The 18,367-nt window shown below is 49.6% G+C and carries 15 protein-coding genes; 12 read left to right on the forward strand and 3 right to left on the reverse strand.

The features are described 5' to 3' along the window. Positions 1-52: 52 nt before the first annotated feature. From EHT25_RS10980 to EHT25_RS10990, 3 genes are all read right to left on the reverse strand, one after another. Positions 53-469 (reverse strand): DUF4345 domain-containing protein, encoded by a 417-nt coding sequence (locus EHT25_RS10980; protein ID WP_124874369.1) that lies wholly within the window; start codon positions 467-469, stop codon positions 53-55. A gap of 117 nt (positions 470-586) precedes the next feature. Next, positions 587-1,855 carry a mandelate racemase/muconate lactonizing enzyme family protein gene (locus EHT25_RS10985; RefSeq protein ID WP_124874371.1) on the reverse strand — a complete coding sequence of 423 codons (1,269 nt, stop codon included), beginning with the start codon at positions 1,853-1,855 and terminating at the stop codon, positions 587-589. Positions 1,856-1,966: 111 nt separating this feature from the next. Further along, complete coding sequence (locus EHT25_RS10990; RefSeq protein WP_124876078.1) at positions 1,967-2,899, reverse strand: RraA family protein; 933 nt, start codon at positions 2,897-2,899, stop codon at positions 1,967-1,969. A gap of 322 nt (positions 2,900-3,221) precedes the next feature. Here EHT25_RS10990 and EHT25_RS10995 point away from each other — a divergent pair, with 322 nt between their 5' ends. The 12 genes from EHT25_RS10995 (at position 3,222) to EHT25_RS11055 (ending at position 18,312) form a co-directional block, all read left to right on the forward strand. Then, entirely contained in the window at positions 3,222-3,599 is a 378-nt protein-coding gene (locus EHT25_RS10995) for a hypothetical protein (RefSeq protein WP_124874373.1), read from the forward strand. 109 nt (positions 3,600-3,708) lie between these two features. Beyond that, a complete protein-coding gene (locus EHT25_RS11000) occupies positions 3,709-4,890 on the forward strand; it encodes an MFS transporter (protein WP_124874375.1) in 1,182 nt (393 codons plus the stop codon). A 553-nt stretch (positions 4,891-5,443) separates the two neighbouring features. Further along, on the forward strand, positions 5,444-6,277 hold the full coding sequence (locus tag EHT25_RS11005; protein ID WP_124874377.1) for a MotA/TolQ/ExbB proton channel family protein: 834 nt from the start codon (positions 5,444-5,446) through the stop codon (positions 6,275-6,277). Between the two features lie 42 nt (positions 6,278-6,319). Beyond that, positions 6,320-6,946 carry an ExbD/TolR family protein gene (locus EHT25_RS11010; protein WP_124874379.1) on the forward strand — a complete coding sequence of 209 codons (627 nt, stop codon included), beginning with the start codon at positions 6,320-6,322 and terminating at the stop codon, positions 6,944-6,946. A gap of 52 nt (positions 6,947-6,998) precedes the next feature. After that, complete coding sequence (locus EHT25_RS11015; RefSeq protein ID WP_124874381.1) at positions 6,999-7,526, forward strand: ExbD/TolR family protein; 528 nt, start codon at positions 6,999-7,001, stop codon at positions 7,524-7,526. A 36-nt stretch (positions 7,527-7,562) separates the two neighbouring features. Beyond that, positions 7,563-8,390: an energy transducer TonB gene (locus tag EHT25_RS11020; RefSeq protein ID WP_124874383.1), complete on the forward strand. Its 828-nt coding sequence runs from the start codon at positions 7,563-7,565 to the stop codon at positions 8,388-8,390. A 217-nt stretch (positions 8,391-8,607) separates the two neighbouring features. Beyond that, positions 8,608-9,549: a PstS family phosphate ABC transporter substrate-binding protein gene (locus tag EHT25_RS11030; protein ID WP_124874387.1), complete on the forward strand. Its 942-nt coding sequence runs from the start codon at positions 8,608-8,610 to the stop codon at positions 9,547-9,549. Between the two features lie 90 nt (positions 9,550-9,639). Then, a complete protein-coding gene (locus EHT25_RS11035; protein WP_124874389.1) occupies positions 9,640-11,412 on the forward strand; it encodes a tetratricopeptide repeat protein in 1,773 nt (590 codons plus the stop codon). A gap of 158 nt (positions 11,413-11,570) precedes the next feature. Further along, positions 11,571-12,161 (forward strand): adenylate kinase, encoded by a 591-nt coding sequence (locus EHT25_RS11040; protein ID WP_124876079.1) that lies wholly within the window; start codon positions 11,571-11,573, stop codon positions 12,159-12,161. Positions 12,162-12,187: 26 nt separating this feature from the next. Beyond that, complete coding sequence (gene obgE, locus EHT25_RS11045; RefSeq protein WP_124874391.1) at positions 12,188-13,195, forward strand: GTPase ObgE; 1,008 nt, start codon at positions 12,188-12,190, stop codon at positions 13,193-13,195. Between the two features lie 47 nt (positions 13,196-13,242). Continuing rightward, positions 13,243-15,972 carry a T9SS type A sorting domain-containing protein gene (locus tag EHT25_RS11050; protein ID WP_124874393.1) on the forward strand — a complete coding sequence of 910 codons (2,730 nt, stop codon included), beginning with the start codon at positions 13,243-13,245 and terminating at the stop codon, positions 15,970-15,972. Positions 15,973-16,173: 201 nt separating this feature from the next. After that, on the forward strand, positions 16,174-18,312 hold the full coding sequence (locus EHT25_RS11055) for a T9SS type A sorting domain-containing protein (RefSeq protein WP_124874395.1): 2,139 nt from the start codon (positions 16,174-16,176) through the stop codon (positions 18,310-18,312). Positions 18,313-18,367: the final 55 nt, after the last annotated feature.

Consider the following 18,367-nt stretch of genomic DNA (forward strand, 5'->3'; position numbering starts at 1 on the left):
GCCAGGCGCTGTTGAAACACTTTTACATTGTTCATTCTTCATTTTACATTTCCTAAACAGTGAAAACCGCCTTTGCCCGGGTATTTGCCCGCAGCAGCACAAGGGCGATGATGAAAAACACGGATTCGGTTACGAGCCACTGCTGACCGAAATCGCCCAAAGCGCCTTCGACAAACACCGTGATGGTGCGGGACAGCGCATAAAATCCCCACAATAAGCTGAGAAAAGCCAATCCCTTGTTTACATCATTGATCATCAGGTAAATCAGACTGATGAATAAAGTAAGGCCAACCCCGCCGTAGACGCCCCGGATCGAACTGAAAGCGTCTGTGTTGTGGAGCTGGACGTGAACCAGATCCATGACCGATTGCGGATTGGAAAAAGCCATCACGCTGACCGACAGGAGGGCCAGCGCCGATAGAAGAATGAAACCCTGAGCTACCCGGTTTACCATTTTTTGCGTTTGCATATGCTTCGTACTTTGTTGTTTACGAAGCAAAATTGCACCCGGTTTTGGTAGAAAATCTTGGTGCTGACCAGGGTTTTCGATTTTTGTTCGGTTACCGCTTGCCCGATATTTCGTCAATTATACGAAGAACGGAACGTCTTTCTGCGCGTATTTTTTCATGCCCGCTTCGTTGATTTCGACGCCAATTCCCGGTTTTTCGGAGAGAGGAATAAAACCGTCTTTCACCATTGGCCCATCGAACGTGACGATTTCCTTGAACATCGGGTCTTCGTGGAAATAAATCTGCCATTCCAGAATCATGAAGTTCGGCACCGACGCGCAAACGTGGCTGGAAGCCATGGCCCCCAGGTACGACGCCACCATGTGGGGCGCAAACGGTACGTAGTAGAGGTTCGCCAGGTTGGCAATCCGCTGACCTTCGCCCAAACCGCCCGCTTTTTGTAAATCCGGCATGATAATGTCCACCGCGCCAATTTCGAGCATCCGGCGGAAACCGTAGGCCAGGTAATGGTTTTCGCCCGCGCAAATGGGCGTGGTGGTCGATTCTGAAATGATCTTGTAGGCTTCGACGTTTTCGGCCGGAATCGGCTCTTCCAGAAACATCAGATTGAGCGGTTCCATCATCTTGGCGACGCGTTTGCCGGTGGTCATATCGTAACGCCCATGCATATCGACGCAAATGTCTACTTTCGGCCCAACCGCTTTCCGGACGGCGGCAATCTGATTATACATCCGCTCCAGTTCGCCGGGGCTGGCGGTCCAGTTGTAGCGGTCGTATTTATTCGGATCGTTCCATTCGTCAATGTCGTATTTGACGGCATTGAAGCCCATTTTGACCGCTTCGACGGCGCTTTGGGCAAAATGGTCGTTGCTTTTGTCGGTATCGCGGTAGGTACCCGTATCGCAATAGACCCGGATGCGGTCGCGGTATTTACCGCCCAGCAACTGGTAAACCGGCAATCCGAGTGCTTTTCCGGTTAGATCCCACAAGGCGGTTTCGACGGCGGATAAAACCGCAATGAACATTCCGGCCTGCGCGCCTTCAAAAAAACCGGATTTGCGGATGTCTTCAAATAAGCGGTTGACATTCAGCGGACTTTTGCCTTTGATGCGCTCGGCCATCATCTTCACCAGGTGGTAGGTTCCGGGTGTGGCATCAACGCCCTCTCCGCAACCCCAGATGCCCTGATTGGTGTGGATTTTGACGAACAAACTGTGTCCATTGCGAATAAAACCGCATTTAATGTCGGTGATTTTCAGGTCCGACGGCGCCGACGACATCGGGGTTCGTTCGATGGCGCTTTCGAGGCCGTTGCCAAAACTGGACGTGGCGGCAAATACGCTGGCAATGGCGCTTTTCGTTAGGAAAGATCTTCGTGAGGTCATGAGTTTTAGAAGGGGGTTGTTACACAGGGTTTATCAGAGAACATCAGAGGTAATCAGGGAAAACTCTAATGAACCCTGATGTTCTCTGATAAACCCTGTGTAATAGCTCTATTACCACGTACGGGTTTTCAGGTAATCCTGAATTTGTTCTTTCGGAACCGGCAGTTCGCTGATGTGCGCGTTGAGCCATTGTGAGAAATCCTTTTCGATCTCAGCCGACCAGCGGTTGTCGATCTGGCCGGGCGTATATTTCTGTTCACGCAGGCGCTGGTGCCCGAACATATCCCGTAAGCGCACGATTTCGGACGTTTTGACCACTTTCTCGGCCAGGTGGGGCGGTACGAACGTCACCGCGCCGTCGCGACCGAGTACGATGTCGCCGGGCATGACCATTACCTTGCCGATCCGGGTCGGGCGGTTAATGCCGACCAGGGTCGTATTCAGCTCGCCGTCGGGGTTGTTGAGGTGGTGGGAGGGGTGGTAGCTGCGGAAGTACGACGTGAAACCGCCAATTTCCTTCAAACCGGCGATGTCGCGAACGGCACCTTCGTAGACAATCCCGTTACCGGTTTTAGCGTAAATGGAGTTGCCGAGGTTGTCGCCAATGGTGGGGCCGTCTTCGTGCATCCCGAACTGATCGACTACATAAACGTCGCCTTTGACCAGCATATCAATGGGCCAGGCGTTCTGCGATTTTACCCGCCCGTCTTTCTCGTGGCCTTTTTTGTCGGTCACCCGATGAACGTCGGGACGCCCGGGCATAAACGTGGCTGTCAGGGCGCGGCCCACCAGCACGCTATCCGGATTGATCGTCTGCCAGCCCTCGGCATACTGGAACTTGTAATGCTCGCCTTTCATGGTGGCCCAGGCTTCTTCGTGGGTCACCAGTTTCATGCGTTTTAGAATAGCGTCCGGCACTTTCGGACGTCCGTCGGGGAAGCGTTCGCCTTTCCACTCCGGCGTTAAAAAAATGAGTTCTTCGCGGGAAATCTGCTGCCCGATCGAAAGCGTTGCCAGTCCGCACAGAAAGCACGTCATGGCCATGAGAGATAACCGGTTCATCATAGAAGTCAGGAACGAATAAAAGGTTCAGGATCTGAGGGAAAGAAGGCGAATTACAAAAACTTCTACCCTTTGGGCACCGATTCAATTTCGGATGGTCCGGATTTGGAACAAACCGGGCCAACACCGTGTCCACGTTGTCCGCCAGCGAACAAAAATTGTCCGACTCCGTACACTTTCAATTATTTTGAAAAATGCTGCTACTGATTATCAGGAAGTTAATTTATTGGCATGGCAATTGGCATATAGTAATCAGAACAGTAACAACAACTGAAATTAACAACAACAACAAATACGAACAATCATGAAAGCATTATTTGGTACCCTGATCATCGCTGCGCTGCTGAGCGCCAACACCGCAACGGCCACTCCGAACACCCCCAAATCCCGTTCGTTTGAGACCAATACCTTTATCACGAATCAGAACAAAATCTGGGTGGCCGTTGAAAAATCTTCTTCCATGCCCGTCACGGTTTTCCTCCGTAACAGCGACAACGAAGTGGTTTTCAAACGTTTTATTGGCAAAAGCGAAAGCAAGTTTGCCGCCAAACTGGACGTGAGCGAATTGCCGGAAGGTCAGTATGAACTGGAATTTACGTCATCAGAGGGAAGTGTTAAAAAAACAGTTAGCATCGGCAAACCGGTGGTGGTTGAACCGACCCGAATGATTTCAATGAAATAAAAGATTCTGTAGGATTAGTTTAGGTTAAGAAAGCGCAGGAAAGCTACTTCCGATTCGGAGGTAGCTTTTTTTTGGTCTAGGGAAAACCGGAAAACTGTTAAGTTTGCAAATGGAACAGCCGCGCACCATCTATACGCCCGCTTTTTTTCTTCTTTGCCTGAGCGCGTTTCTCTTTTACGCCAGCTTCAACATGCTGATTCCCGAATTGCCCGGCTATCTGACCAGCCTTGGCGGAGCGGAATACAAAGGATATATTATTAGCTTATTTACATTAACGGCCGGTTTATCAAGACCATTCAGCGGTCGGTTGACCGATACCGTCGGACGCGTGCCGGTCATGGCTTTTGGCTCACTGGTGTGTTTTGTATGCGGTTTTTTATATCCCCTGGTTCCACTGGCGGCCGCTCATGGCGTAGCGGCTTTGCTGTTATTGCGGTTGGTACACGGTTTTTCGACCGGTTTTAAACCAACCGGAACCTCGGCTTACGTCGCCGATATCGTTCCCGACGAACGACGGGGCGAAGCGATGGGCGTTCTGGGACTAAGCGGCAGCGTTGGCATGGCGTTCGGACCAGCCATCGGGAGTTGGTTAACGTCGGCCTTCGGTCTGAACCCTTTGTTTTATACGTCCTCGGCCCTGGCGCTATTATCGATTATTATACTGTTGAATATGAAAGAAACGCTCGCTAAACGAGTACCGTTTCGCTGGAAGTTATTACGGATTTCGCGCCGGGATGTGTTCGAACCGGCGGTTTTGGCGCCGTCGCTGGTAACGTTTCTCAATTCGTTTAGTTTTGGAGCGGTTATTACGCTGGCTCCCGATTTTAGCGAAGCCCTGAATATGGGCAACAAAGGCTTATTTTTCACGGTTTTCACCGTATCCTCCCTGGCGATCCGGTTTTTGGCGGGCAAAGTTTCCGACCAATACGGCCGCCGACCCGTGTTACGGGTTGCGTCACTCATCATTACGGCCTCGATGATCTTGCTGGCTTTCAGCACCTCGACGCTGTCGTTTCTGCTCGGCGGGGTATTATTTGGCATTTCCACGGGAATGTACTCACCTACAGCTCAGGCCTGGACGGTCGATCTGAGCCATTCCGGAAATCGCGGGCGTGCTTTAGCAACGATGTATATTGCTATGGAAGCCGGTATTGGTCTGAGCGCTTACCTGTCGGCCACTTTATATGACAATAAAACCGAGCGGTTTCCACTGGCTTTTTTGGTAACGGCGGCATTTTCGGCCATTTCTTTTCTTTTTCTTCTGAAGGATTGGCGAAAGGATAACGGATAATTTTCCATTAAAAAGAATCAACGGGTTGTCCTTTAAGTCGCCGGCGTAAACCGGTCGACTCAAAATTAGTGGCAATTGACAATCTTATAGAAAATCGGGTCAGTGTATTAACGGGTTTTTTAGTTGGGGTTTTGTTCCTGATTTATATTACTTGGAATAGTGCTAATGCATATAAATTCAGAAAGTGCATCCTTCGTACCAACGCAGATGAAATAACTGAGGTAAAACTTTGTCAAAAGCTGTACAAAATAGCTGTAAATCGAAAACGAATATTATTTTGTATAATGGTATGAAAAAGAAATAGTTAGAAAAAAAATATAATTTTTTTTCTCTGCCGATAAACTTGGAAAAATATAAAAAACGTAAAATATTTTCTCGAATTAACAAAAAAATGACATACCCATTGGTATAAATTCAGATAGAAAATTGATACTTTTGTTGTAGGCTTCGCGAAAAGTCTTCCGAAATTTTATTCTACTAAAACGTTTCAATTTGAAATTTTCGTTTTCTTTACACAAAAAACCAGTTTCAATTTAACCCTACAGTTAGTCTAATGAAAACACAATCTCCAACTCCAGCACCAGCTAAAGCAGCAGCTCCCAAGAAAAAGTCGAGCGGTCTGAACCCGGTGTTTGTCATTCCCATTTTGTTTGCCATCGCAGTTTGCACGTACATGTTCGTGTTTGGTGATGCCAGTCACTTTCAAGGTGGAAATAACGAAAACTTACCGGTCGACGGCGATTATTTTGGGATCATTTACAAAGGGGGCCCAATCGTACCTCTGCTGTTTACCTGTTTCTTAATTGTGCTGGTTTTCTCAATTGAGCGTTTTATTACGATCGGCCGTGCCAATGGTTCCGGTTCAATCGACGAGTTTGTTCGCAAAGTGAAAGGTCAGCTCGATCGCAATGAAGTAGATGCCGCTATCAAAGAATGCGACCGTCAAAAAGGTTCAGTTGGTAACGTGGTGAAAACCGCGCTGTTGAAATACCAGCAACTGAGAACCGACGCCGAACTGACGAAAGAGCAAAAACTGGTTGCGTTGCAGAAAGAAGTGGAAGAAGCAACGACGCTCGAATTACCCATGTTGGAGAAAAACCTGACGATCATTGCTACGCTGGCTTCGGTATCTACGCTGGTTGCCCTGTTGGGTACGGTATTGGGTATGATCCGCGCCTTTAGCGAATTGGGATCGACGGGTCAACCGGATACGGCGGCCTTGTCAACGGGTATTTCAGAAGCCCTTGTCAACACGGCGTTGGGTATCGGTACGGCCGCTATCGCAACGATCATGTACAGCTATTTCACGAGCCGCATTGATGAGCTGACTTACAACATCGACGAAATCGGGTTGAGCATTCAGCAAAACTTTGCTGCACACAATTAATAAGTGGTTAGTAACGTTTTTACATCACAAAAAGATTAAACTATGCCTATCGTTAAGCCCAAACGGTCGCGACCTCACATGGACATGACGGCGATGTGTGATGTAGCATTCCTTCTACTGACCTTCTTTATTTTGACGGCTCAGATCAGAGTACAGGAGGCTGCTGAAATCAATCCGCCGACCTCGATCTCCGGTATAAAAGTTCCTGATACCGATATCATGACCATTAGTTTGGATAAATCCGGACAGGTGTTCTTCGGTATCGATGGTCAACCAAACCGGGTTGCCATGCTCGAAAACATTGGTGAAGTATACGGTATTTCTTTCTCCGATCGTGAAAAGAAAGCCTTCTCGCTGCTACCAAACTTCGGGATACCGATTAACCAGTTGAAATCGTATCTATCGTTGAAACCCGACCAGCAGGGTCAGGTCAAACAACCGGGTATTCCCGTGGATTCGACGGCCAACTTGCAAACCAACCAGTTGTCGCAGTGGGTTTTCAATGCCCGTAAAGCGAACAACAAACTACGTATTGCCGTCAAAGGCGATAACCTGGCGAAATTCCCGAACTTCAAGAACGTGTTAAGTTCATTGCAATCGCAGAACATCAACAAGTTCAACCTGATTACGGGTACGGAAGCTCCTCCCGCCGGCTGGACAAACGATTAATTAAGGTTAAACCACAAACTCACGCGATTCATCGCCTTAACATTGTAAAAAGATGGCAGATATCGACACCGGTGGGGGTGGGGGTAAGCATAAAGGTGGGAAAGTCCGAAGTAAAAAAGGATCTACACGGGTCGATATGACCCCGATGGTGGACCTGGGCTTTCTTCTCATTACGTTTTTCATTCTTGCTTCCACCTTAAGTAAACCGTCTTCGATGACACTGAACGTGCCGGACAAGACCGAAAAAGTAGAAACGGAGCCTATCAAGGCCTCTAAGGTAATGACGATTTTCCTGGGGAAAGAAAACCAGATTTATTACATTTTCGGAAAAGCCGCCAACGAAGATCCGGAGTTAAAAACGGTTCAGTTTGGCCCCGAAATCCGGAATGCAATTCAGGAAAATAAGCGCAAAATCGGAGAGAAAGATTTTGTTGTGGTTATCAAACCGACTAAAGAATCTACCTACAAAAATCTGGTAGATATGCTGGACGAGATGGCTATTACAAAGACAAAACGCTACGCATTAGTGGATCAGATGACTCCGGATGAGAACAAGCTGATTGATCCTAAAATGAAGTAATGAACGGCTACAAGCCAATTCAATGAATTAATCGCCATGGCAGAAGTAACGACTAATACCGGGACACTTGATGATATAGTGTTCGCAAATCGTAACAAGGCGTATGGTGCGTATGCATTACGGAAAGACTATTCCAGAACGGTTTATCGTGCCCTGATTATTGGGTCGGTGCTGTTTCTTCTGGCAATGGCTACTCCCTCGATCATTTCTGTGTTGGCTCCGAAAGAAGACGAACAGGCGATGGTTGAAGTGGACCTGATGAAGTTACCACCTCCGCCGATTGACCCCAATGAACCGCCACCGCCACCACCACCACCGGTTGAGTTGCCAAAGGTGAACACGGTGAAATTCCTTCCACCGGAAGTAAAACCGGATGAGGAAGTTCCCGAAGAAACCCCACCGCCAACCGTTGAAGAATTGAAGGAAGCGGTTGCGGCTGAAAAAACACAGGAAGGTGACCCGAACGCCGAAGAGGTGATTGTGGCTCCCGAAGAAACCGCCGGTCCAACCAAAGTGGAAGCTGCCGTTGAAGCCGCTCCGAAAGAAGACCAGATTTTTACCGTTGTTGAACAAAATCCGGAATTTCCGGGTGGCATGGCAGCTCTTGGCCAGTTTTTGGGCAAGAACATCCGGTACCCACCCGCAGCCTCCCGGGCGAACGTTTCGGGCCGTGTGTATGTGAGCTTCGTGGTAAACACCGACGGAAGTATTCAGGATGCAACGGTTTTGAAAGGTCTGGGTTTTGGTACGGACGAAGAAGCCCTGCGCGTTGTACGGTCGATGCCAAAATGGCGGCCGGGCAAGCAGTCGGGTCGTCCGGTACGGGTTAAATACAACTTGCCGATCAACTTCCAGTTGGAGTAAGATTGCGAATGAACGAAAAACCGTCTGCGGATCTTTTCAGCGTGTCCATTAGCGTGCTGATGGGGTTATTATACCTGGGAGGGGGCATCTACCTGATTGCCTCCTCCCAGTCTTTTGGACTCTTACCTACCGGAACCTTCCGATATTTATTAGCGGGCTTGCTAATCATTTATGGATTATTCAGGGCGTATCGGGGGGTAGAACGTTTGCTTTAGTTATGAATAAGCTGATAGCGATTGGAATAGGAATTGGGTTGATGAGTCTCGCGGCCTGTTCATCAAGTCCTCCGGCGGATAATCCAACCCATGGACAGATTGCCATTACAGCCGACGAGTCGCTGGAACCCATGGTAGAATCTATCTACAAAGCGTACGAAGGGGTTTATCCGGATACCAAGTTTCATGCGACATTTAAACCCGAGCAGGAAGCCATCGCAACCATGTTACGGGATAGCGCCCGACTCGTCTTTTCGACGCGGGAATTAAGTGACAGCGAGAAGTCGATCTTTGCGAAAAATAAGATCAAGTACAAGTCGGAGTTTATCGCCACAGATGGAATTGCGTTAATCGTTGGCCGGGAGAACTCGGACAGCCTGATTACAATGGCAGAACTGGGCGATATTTTTCAGGGAAAAATTACCCGGTGGGAACAACTGAAATCCGGTAACCAGTCTGGTCCCATTGTGCTGGTGTTCGACAACAATAATTCCAGCAATCTGAATTTTGCACTAAAGCAATTCAAGGTCAATGATTTAAGTCGGATAAAAATTTTTACGGTAAATTCAAACAAACAGGTTATTGAATATGTTCGTAAGAATCCGACGGCACTGGGTTTTATCGGAGTCAACTGGATTAGCGATGGCGATTCGCCCTTAGCTGCCGAGTTGTCGAAAAATTTACGGGTAATGGGGGTCGCCGAAAAACCGAATCCAACCTCCATTGACGATTTTTTCCAACCATTTCAGAAGAATTTAGGTTTAAAATTATATCCCCTGCGCCGAAATGTTTACGTCATCAGCCGCGAAGCCCACTCGGGTTTGGGTAGCGGACTGATTAATTACATTATTCGGGACGTTGGTGGCCTTTTAATTGAAAAAGGCGGTTTATGGCCCACAAAGCCGTATATTCGGGAGGTCTTTTTGGAAAAGAAGTTGAAATAATTTCTGATTCCAACGCAATTTTATAATTTTGCATTTTGTTTTTTACTTTAATAAATTAATTTTTCACCCATTTCTCAACCTGAAATTGGCATGAATTTCCAAAAGAAAGCTCTGTTGACAGTGGTAGCCGCCGGTTTGTTTGGCTCATTGCAAGCGGTTGCCCAAGACGCACAATCGGGAGTGAAGGATCTGGAAGCAGGCCGTTACAACAAGGCTATCCAAACGTTTCAAAGTTTGGCCACCAGTGCTCCTTCTGCCGATAACTATTTCTATCTGGGTTATGCCCAGTTGAAATCCGGTAATCCGGACGCTGCTAAACAAGCGTTTGAAAAAGGCGCGGCTGCTGATCCTAAAAGCCAGCTTAACAATGTTGGATTGGGTGCAGTGGCGTTGGCCAAAAAAGATCGCGCTACCGCGAAGACCTTGATCGACAATGCCTTAAAAGAAACCAAAAACAAGAACATAGACGTTTTGCTGCGCGCTGGTGAGGCTTACACCATGTTCAGAAAACCGGAAGAAGGGTTGAACGATCCGGCAGAAGCGATCCGGATTCTGACGATTGCCGACGAACGGGATAAGAAAAACGAGAATGCCGAAATCGAGATGGCTTTAGGGGATGCCTATACGCTGAAAAATGATGGTGGTAATGCGGTTTCAAAATACGAAAACGCGCTGTCCATCCGGCCGAACGATGCGGAAGCCAAATACAAAATTGGTAATACGTTCCTGCGCGCTAAGAACTATGCCGAAGCACAGAAATTTTACGCCGAAGCCATTGCGGCTGATCCCGAATTTGCTCCGACTTACGAAGATTTAGCGGAGGCTTTTTTTGGATCGAGAGCGTACAAGAATGCGTCAAAAAACATGGATTTGTACATCCAGAAAAGCCAGACGACGAACATTGACAAATTATTGCGTTCGGCTCAGTTTGACTTCCTGGCGGGCGATTTCAATAAGGCCATTCAGAAATTGGATCAACTGGAAGGCAAAGTGAAGAATCCGGTTATTCAGCGGATTCGCGGCTGGGCTCTGTCAGGTCTTGGTAAATACGACGATGCTATTCAGGCATTGGAGAATTTTATCAAAGCCGCTCCGGATAAAGTAATTTATGACGATTATAAATACCTGGGCCGGGCTTATGGCCAGAAAGGTACACCGGAAGGCGATTCATTGGCGATTGTGAATCTGGAAAAAGCCGCTCCTCAGGATACAACGGAAAACCTGTACCGGGAAATTGGTAAGACGTTGTATAGCGCCAAACGCTATGATAGAGCAATCAGTTCGTACCAAAAGGCCATCGCTCTGGATACAGCAAAAGCAACGACCAATGATTACTTCCAGTTAGGAATGTCAAACTACCTGCTCGGAAGCAAAGTGGGTCGTGATAGCACCATGATGATGGGTGGCGATACAGCCGCGATTCGTCAGGCCAAAGAAAAATACTATGCAGCAGCCGACTCGGCTTTCCTGAAAGTGAACAAAGTAAGCCCAGATTGGTCGCCCGGTTATTATTTCCGTGCTTCGGCCAACTACTTCAGCGATACGAAAGGAGCCATGTCAACGGGCGAACCGGTTCCGCTGTATGAGAAATACCTGGAAGTTTCGGACAAGGAAATTGCAACCGATGCATCGAATAAAGAAAAGAATAAGCGGTATATGATGACAGCGTACAAATTCCTGTCTTCCTATTACGCCAATAAAAACGATGCGGTGAAGTCAAAAGAGTACCTGACGAAAGCGGCCGAACTGGATCCATCGGATAAAGACGTGCAGAACGCACTGAATCCGCCGGCACCCCAACCGGCTGCTAAACCAGCCGCCAAGCCAGCCGCTAAAAAACCGGCCGGTAAGGCGACTAAATAACCGCTATTTTAACGCTGAGAACAGAAAGAGGAGCCATTTAAATGGCTCCTCTTTCTGTTCTCAGGCACCTATTGATAAATACTTCCCCCACAAAATGCTGTTTTCCTGACAACAATTGTATTTTTGTGCGCAAACCTGCGTGTATCTTGCAAACCTTTATGCTCAATCTTGTACTATTTGGCCCGCCGGGTGCCGGAAAAGGCACACAAAGTGAAAAATTAATTGCCCAATATCAATTGGTGCATTTGTCAACCGGCGACCTGCTGCGCTCCGAAATCCGGGAAGGAACGGAACTTGGCCTGCGAGCCAAGATGCTCATGGACCAGGGTATCCTTGTTCCGGATGAGGTCGTGATTGGCATGATTGAAAATAAGCTAACCGAAAACAGATCGGCGGCTGGCTTCATTTTTGATGGCTTTCCACGGACAGTTCCCCAGGCTGAGGCACTCGATGCACTGCTGGCGCACCACAACACCGAGATCAGAGTGATGGTGGCACTGGTGGTGGATGAAGATGAGCTGACGAAACGGTTGCTGATTCGCGGTCAATCATCGGGACGGCCGGATGATCAGAATGAAGAATTGATCCATCGCAGGATAAAAGAATACAACGATAAAACGGCACCTGTTGCCATTTACTACGAGTCGCAAGGTAAATTCAAAGCCATCGGTGGAATCGGTAATATTGAGGAAATATTTCAAGCCATTTGTGAGAAAATTGAAACCGCCACTGCGAATGTTCGCCAGTAAGTAAAAGCAGCAGGCTAAACAGTAGCATGGCTTCATCAAATTTTATAGATTACGTAAAAATAAACATTCGTTCAGGGGCGGGCGGAGCAGGCTCCATGCATTTTCGGCGCGAAAAACACGTCGATAAAGGCGGTCCTGACGGGGGCGATGGGGGCCGCGGAGGTCATATCATTCTGAAAGGAAGCGCGCAACTCTGGACGTTGTTGCATTTAAAATACCAGAAACACATTAAAGCCAGACCCGGTAATGCCGGCGAAGGTGGTCGAAGAACCGGGGCCGAGGGCGAGGATGTGATTATTGAAGTTCCCCTGGGAACCGTTGCGCGTCATGCGGAAAGCGGTAGTCAAATGGCCGAAATCACGGAAGACGGTCAGGAGATTATTCTGTTACGGGGCGGCCGGGGCGGTTTGGGGAACGATCACTTCAAATCATCGACAAAACAGGCCCCCGATTACGCACAGCCGGGCGAACCGGGGCAGGAAGAGTGGGTGATTCTGGAGTTGAAATTATTAGCCGATGTGGGGCTGGTTGGCTTCCCGAACGCCGGAAAATCGACCTTACTATCGGTTTTGTCGGCGGCCAAACCCGAAATTGCGGATTATCCCTTTACAACCCTGGTCCCCCAGTTGGGGGTCGTAGCTTACAGAGATTATAAATCGTTTGTAATGGCCGACATTCCGGGGATCATTGAGGGGGCGTCGCAGGGCAAAGGCTTGGGACTACGGTTTTTACGACACATCGAGCGAAACTCAATTTTGCTGTTTTTAATCCCCGCCAGCAGCGAAGATTGTGGGGCAGAATACGAAACGCTGCTGAATGAATTACGGCTGTATAATCCCGAATTGCTTGATAAACAGCGGATACTAGCCATCTCTAAACTAGATTTAATCCAGGAAACAGACTATAACGCGATTCTTGATCGTTTACCAGCTAATGTACCAACGGTATTCATCTCAGCGGTTGGTCAACAGGGATTGATAGAATTGAAAGACCTGATTTGGAAGGCGTTAAATCAAAACGAAAATCAACCGTAACCACCCGACCAGCGACCATCGCGATTGACACAATCGGACGCTCAGCTATGAATAAAATCCGGATTTCTACAACGTTATTAAACTTCTTTTTTCTCTTGCTTCCTGCGCTGGCTATGGCGCAGATTCAGATTACGTTCCCTAAATCACGAATGGTTTTTCAGCGGAATGGCGGAAACGAAGCCAGTCTTTGGATTGGCGGTTATTATTCGCTGCCATTTACCCGCATTCAGGTTCGGGTCGAACCGATGGACGGGGGAACACTGGTCGACTGGACAACAATACAGGACAATCCGAAAGGCGGAGCTTTTGCGGGTTCAGTAACGGTCAGAGGAGGTTGGTATCGCCTGAAAATCCGCGGTTTGCAGGGAGAGCAATACATTGAAGGAGGAGGGGTGGAACGGATTGGCGTGGGCGAGGTCTTTGTTGTGGCCGGCCAGTCGAATGCACAGGGCTTCAATGGGTACGGAGGTCCCGGTGCTGCCAACGACCGGGTGAGCTGTGTCAATTTTGGATCGGAAGTGACGCAGTCTCCTTTCGATCCCAACTTTCCCGAATTTTCACATTTAGACGCCGATACCCGGGTTTTCCCGCGCGGTTACTCGTCCTGGTGCTGGGGACGGTTGGGCGATCAGCTGGTTGCGCGATTGGGTGTACCGGTTTTATTCTTCAATGCGGGCTGGCAGGGTTCATCATCCAAAAACTGGCGGGAAAGTGCCGATGGGATTCAGACCACGGAAGAATACACCAATACCGAGAAATACCCCGTGGGGCAGCCATATGGCAACCTCAAAACCGCGCTTAATTATTACGTAAATGCGCTGGGTATCAGGGCAATCTTGTGGCATCAGGGTGAGGCTGATAATATCTTCAACCGTTCGGCCGATGATTATGCCGCCAACCTGACCAAGATTATTCAGCGAAGCCGGGAACACAGTGGCAAGGATATTTCCTGGGTAGTTTGCAAGGCATCCTATCTGGATGGTTCCGGTTTCGACGGGGGCGTTACTTCAGGTCAGGACAAAACCATTCAAACCGCCGGTAATACCTTTGCCGGGCCGAATACCGATTTAATCCAGATCCCGCGCAGTGGCTCGGGGCAGCGGGATAAGGAAGGGGTTCACTTTTTCGATAATGGATTACTTCAATTTGCCGATGCGTGGAATGCTAGCCTGAATGATAACTTCTTTCAAAACTCCCGCCCGCAGTCACCGTCACCCGGCGCTACCATATCGGTAAGCTGTGGCAGTAACAGCACCTTATCCCTCCGAGTCGAAGGCAGTTTCAACTCCATTAACTGGGATTCCGGCGCGGGTAATGGGCAGAGTATCACCGTTGGCGGAGGGCGTTACATGGCTACCCTGAAAGATGGTCGCGGTAATACGATTTTTACGGCTCCCTATCAGGTTCCGAACCGCCCTTCCATTACCACCAGTGGGCCAACTACCTTCTGCGAAGGCGGCAATCTGACGCTGACTTCGCCGTACGACAACACGTTCTGGAGCAATAATGCAACCGGGAAAAGTGTAACCGTTTCGACGGCAGGCAGCTACCGGGCGGTTTATCGGGATGTTGGAAACTGTGAATTTACGTCGGATGAAGTTGTGCTGAAGGTGAATCCGTTACCGGCCGCACCCACCGCGCGAAACCTGGGTGAGGCCCGGTTTTGCGACCGGTTGTCAACAACGCTTGAATCGACGGATGCCTTGGTTTATAACTGGAGTACCGGCGAAAAATCAAAACAAATCGTCGTCCAGAAAGGCGGTACGTATTCCCTGACCATTACCGATCAAAACGGCTGTACGTCCAAAGAATCGAACCAGATTCCTATTATTGTCGACCCACTGCCCAACCGACCTACCGCAACGGCTGGTGGCCCGACGACGTTTTGTGCCGACCAGAATGTTGTTCTAACCTCGACCGCCGAAGCGGGGTATGTTTGGGAAGGCGTAGCGAATCAAACCGGACGCAGTGTCACCGTCAATCTGGCGGGTAATTACCTGGTGCGAACCCGCAACATTTACGGGTGTCTTTCCGATCCGTCCAATACGATTCTGATCCGGGTCAATCCGCTGCCTTCGCCACCGATACTGACCGCGGGCGGAGCCACTACGTTCTGCGACGGTGAACGCGTAACGCTGACGGCCAGCGGTTCACTGAAAGCCTTCTGGAACGTCGGCGATTCGACGCAAAGCATTGTCGCCACCCGCTCCAACACGTATACCGCCCGCGTCCGCGACGGTAATGGCTGTTTCTCTCCACCGTCCCTCGGTCTGGTGGTTGATGTAAAACCGGTGCCGACAGTGCCCATTTTAAAGCAAATCGGGACGTATACGCTGGAAGCATCCGGAACCCGGCAGGGCGATTATTACCGCTGGGAGCGCGATAATGCCGTGGTCGAGCCCCGAACGGCGATCATTAAAGCCAACCAAACCGGTTCGTACCGCGCCCGGGCTTATCTGGCCTACGACAATGGGCTGGTTTGTTCGTCCGACTTCTCGGCTCCCATCACCTTCACGCTCATTATTGATAACGACGGCCTGAGTATTTACCCCAATCCCAGCCCCAACAAACTGGTGACGATTGAAACACTCGAAAATATCACCGACGCAACCCTGACCTTAACGACCCTGAGCGGTCAGGTTTTGTGGGTAGCAACCGTAGCCTCGTTCAACGAAAGAAAGAGCTGGAATTTGTCGACGGTACCGTCGGGGCATTATATCTTGACCGTTCGTTCGTCAACCTTCAAAGTATCGAAACGCCTGTTACTTGGTTTATAAGGAGTTAATGCCTGGAACTGCCCCCCGGATCGTGTTTCGCGGGGCAGTTTTGTTTTCCCGGAAAAAAGCCGAATCTTTGTTGACAAACAGAGAAAAAATACCTCCGGTACGGTTTTCTCTGGAATCCGACATGACGCATGAGTCAGCTATCCGACCCTTAAGAGAGATTGATTTGAGAACGATTACTTGTTGACTGACGTAATGAAATGCACCGTAATTACCCGAATGCTTGGCATGGCGGGGCTTCTTCTTTTTTGGTTTCCCGTCGTTGCCCAGATTAAAATAACGTATCCCGCGAGTCGTGCGGTTTTTCAGCGCGATCAGAGTAATAACAGTACCATTTATGTTGCCGGAACCTACTCGCAGCCCGTCAGCAAAGTAGAGGCACGTCTGGTGGCCATGAGCGACGGGCAAGGCAACGATACCGATTGGCAAACCATTCAGACCAACCCGCAGGGTGGTATTTTTCAGGGACCACTCAGAGGGCGGGGAGGCTGGTACCGACTCGAAACCCGGGCCTGGCAGGGCACTACACTCGTCGGACAGGATAATGTTGTCCGGATCGGGATTGGCGAAGTTTTCATCATTACCGGCCAATCCAACGCGCAGGGATTCCAGCAGAAAGGTGCCGAAGGCGCCACGGACGACCGGGTGAACTGCATTACCTACGACAATTCCGTCACCAATTCGCTCGACAATCCGCCGTCGCTCAGTTTCCGGCAACTGGGGGCGGATGCCCTGGTTGGCCCGCGCGGTCAGAGTGCGTGGTGTTGGGGGTTGTTGGGAGACATGGTCGCCCGCAAATACAATGTTCCGGTGTTGTTTATCAACACCGCCTGGGCCGGAACCGCCATTCAAAACTGGATTGAAAGTTTTGACGGAAAGACGACCAAAAACATTTACATCGACCAAAACCTGCCCGCCGGAATGCCTTACGGAAATCTGCTGGTTTCGTTGCGGTATTTCAGCTCATTGCAGGGAACCCGGGCGGTTTTGTGGCAACAGGGCGAATCCGATAACCATTTGCGTATCCAGCAGGAACAATACCGGCTTTGGATGCAACTGCTGATCAATAAAACCCGGGCCGATACCCGGCGCTATCCGTCCTGGATGCTGGCGCGTTCGTCCTACAACCTGGGGCGCGTGGATGGCGGCATCATTGCCGCCCAAAACACGGTTATCTCGACCTTCAATAACAATGTTTTTGCCGGGCCGGAAACCGACCGCATCCAGATACCGCGCTACGATGCCGTAAATGGGGACGGTGGAACCCACTTCGGGGGCGATGGCCTTCGTCAGTATGCCGAAGCCTGGTTTGCCAGTATGGATGAGCGGTTTTTTACGGGTGCCATTCCGCTGCTGCCTTTGCCGACTCCGGCATTGACCGTCGCCTGTGCGTCGAACAACCAGAGCATTAATCTGACGTTACAGTCGGAAGTACGGGATCGGGACAATACGGTTTTTCCGCTGACCAACGTTACCTGGAGCAACGGGCAGAAAGGCAGCTCATTGACCGTGACCGCGCCGGGAACCTATTACGCCATCGCCAAAGATGACGGCGGCACTACGTTCATTTCTCCACCCGTGACCATAACCGCTCCGCTGGTGCCGGTAACGCCCGCCATTACGCCAACCGGAACACAGCAGGCCTGCGCCGATTCAACCTTCACGTTTTCCACCGATACGCCCGCTACCAACAACATCATCTGGAGCACCAATGCCACTTCCCGGCAACTGACCGTCGGAACGGCGGGTTCTTATACCGCCCGGGCCGTTAATCTATACGGTTGTACCTCGGCGGTTTCAGCACCGGCCAGCCTGATTGTTCAAGCTAAACAGGCTCCACCAACCGTTGAGCAACGGGGGCCTTTTTCGTTGCAGGCTTTGCCACCAGCCGGTTCGTTGCCGCTCAAACGCCAATACGACTGGAAATCGGGTGGTGTTGATGTTTCGGGGAATGCCGACGTGATCAAGGTGACGCAGAACGGGCAATATTCGGCTCGTTCCAAAACCACCTTTACTCTTGGAACTAGTTCTATTGTGTGTTATTCGCCTTATTCCAAAGAAGTTGGTTACATCAGCAGTGAAAACGCGGGAAATGGAATCATCGCTTTTCCAAACCCGTCGACGGATGGAATTGTGCGGCTCGAAATAAAAGAGAATATTAAAAACGCGAACGTAACGGTTTCAACCATCAGCGGGCAATTGATTTATACGACATTGGTACCGGTTTTTGATAATCAACTGGCCATCAATTTGTCAACATTTTCACCGGGAAATTACATTATCCGCGTAAAAGCCGATGGTTATCAGGCCACTCGGCGGGTTTGGGTGAAATAACAGCCTGTCCAGAATAAAGCGGGTCTTTCATTCCGATGGAAGACCCGCTTTGTGT

This window comes from Larkinella rosea, from assembly GCF_003858635.1.
GTDB lineage: Bacteria > Bacteroidota > Bacteroidia > Cytophagales > Spirosomataceae > Larkinella > Larkinella rosea.

Excerpts from the sequence above, each read along its gene's own strand:
- EHT25_RS10980 (WP_124874369.1), bottom strand. The coding sequence starts at position 469 with ATGCAAACGCAAAAAATGGTAAACCGGGTAGCTCAGGGTTTCATTCTT.
- EHT25_RS10985 (WP_124874371.1), bottom strand. The coding sequence starts at position 1,855 with ATGACCTCACGAAGATCTTTCCTAACGAAAAGCGCCATTGCCAGCGTA.
- EHT25_RS10990 (WP_124876078.1), bottom strand. The coding sequence starts at position 2,899 with ATGGCCATGACGTGCTTTCTGTGCGGACTGGCAACGCTTTCGATCGGG.
- EHT25_RS10995 (WP_124874373.1), top strand. The coding sequence starts at position 3,222 with ATGAAAGCATTATTTGGTACCCTGATCATCGCTGCGCTGCTGAGCGCC.
- EHT25_RS11000 (WP_124874375.1), top strand. The coding sequence starts at position 3,709 with ATGGAACAGCCGCGCACCATCTATACGCCCGCTTTTTTTCTTCTTTGC.
- EHT25_RS11005 (WP_124874377.1), top strand. The coding sequence starts at position 5,444 with ATGAAAACACAATCTCCAACTCCAGCACCAGCTAAAGCAGCAGCTCCC.
- EHT25_RS11010 (WP_124874379.1), top strand. The coding sequence starts at position 6,320 with ATGCCTATCGTTAAGCCCAAACGGTCGCGACCTCACATGGACATGACG.
- EHT25_RS11015 (WP_124874381.1), top strand. The coding sequence starts at position 6,999 with ATGGCAGATATCGACACCGGTGGGGGTGGGGGTAAGCATAAAGGTGGG.
- EHT25_RS11020 (WP_124874383.1), top strand. The coding sequence starts at position 7,563 with ATGGCAGAAGTAACGACTAATACCGGGACACTTGATGATATAGTGTTC.
- EHT25_RS11030 (WP_124874387.1), top strand. The coding sequence starts at position 8,608 with ATGAATAAGCTGATAGCGATTGGAATAGGAATTGGGTTGATGAGTCTC.
- EHT25_RS11035 (WP_124874389.1), top strand. The coding sequence starts at position 9,640 with ATGAATTTCCAAAAGAAAGCTCTGTTGACAGTGGTAGCCGCCGGTTTG.
- EHT25_RS11040 (WP_124876079.1), top strand. The coding sequence starts at position 11,571 with ATGCTCAATCTTGTACTATTTGGCCCGCCGGGTGCCGGAAAAGGCACA.
- obgE (WP_124874391.1), top strand. The coding sequence starts at position 12,188 with ATGGCTTCATCAAATTTTATAGATTACGTAAAAATAAACATTCGTTCA.
- EHT25_RS11050 (WP_124874393.1), top strand. The coding sequence starts at position 13,243 with ATGAATAAAATCCGGATTTCTACAACGTTATTAAACTTCTTTTTTCTC.
- EHT25_RS11055 (WP_124874395.1), top strand. The coding sequence starts at position 16,174 with ATGAAATGCACCGTAATTACCCGAATGCTTGGCATGGCGGGGCTTCTT.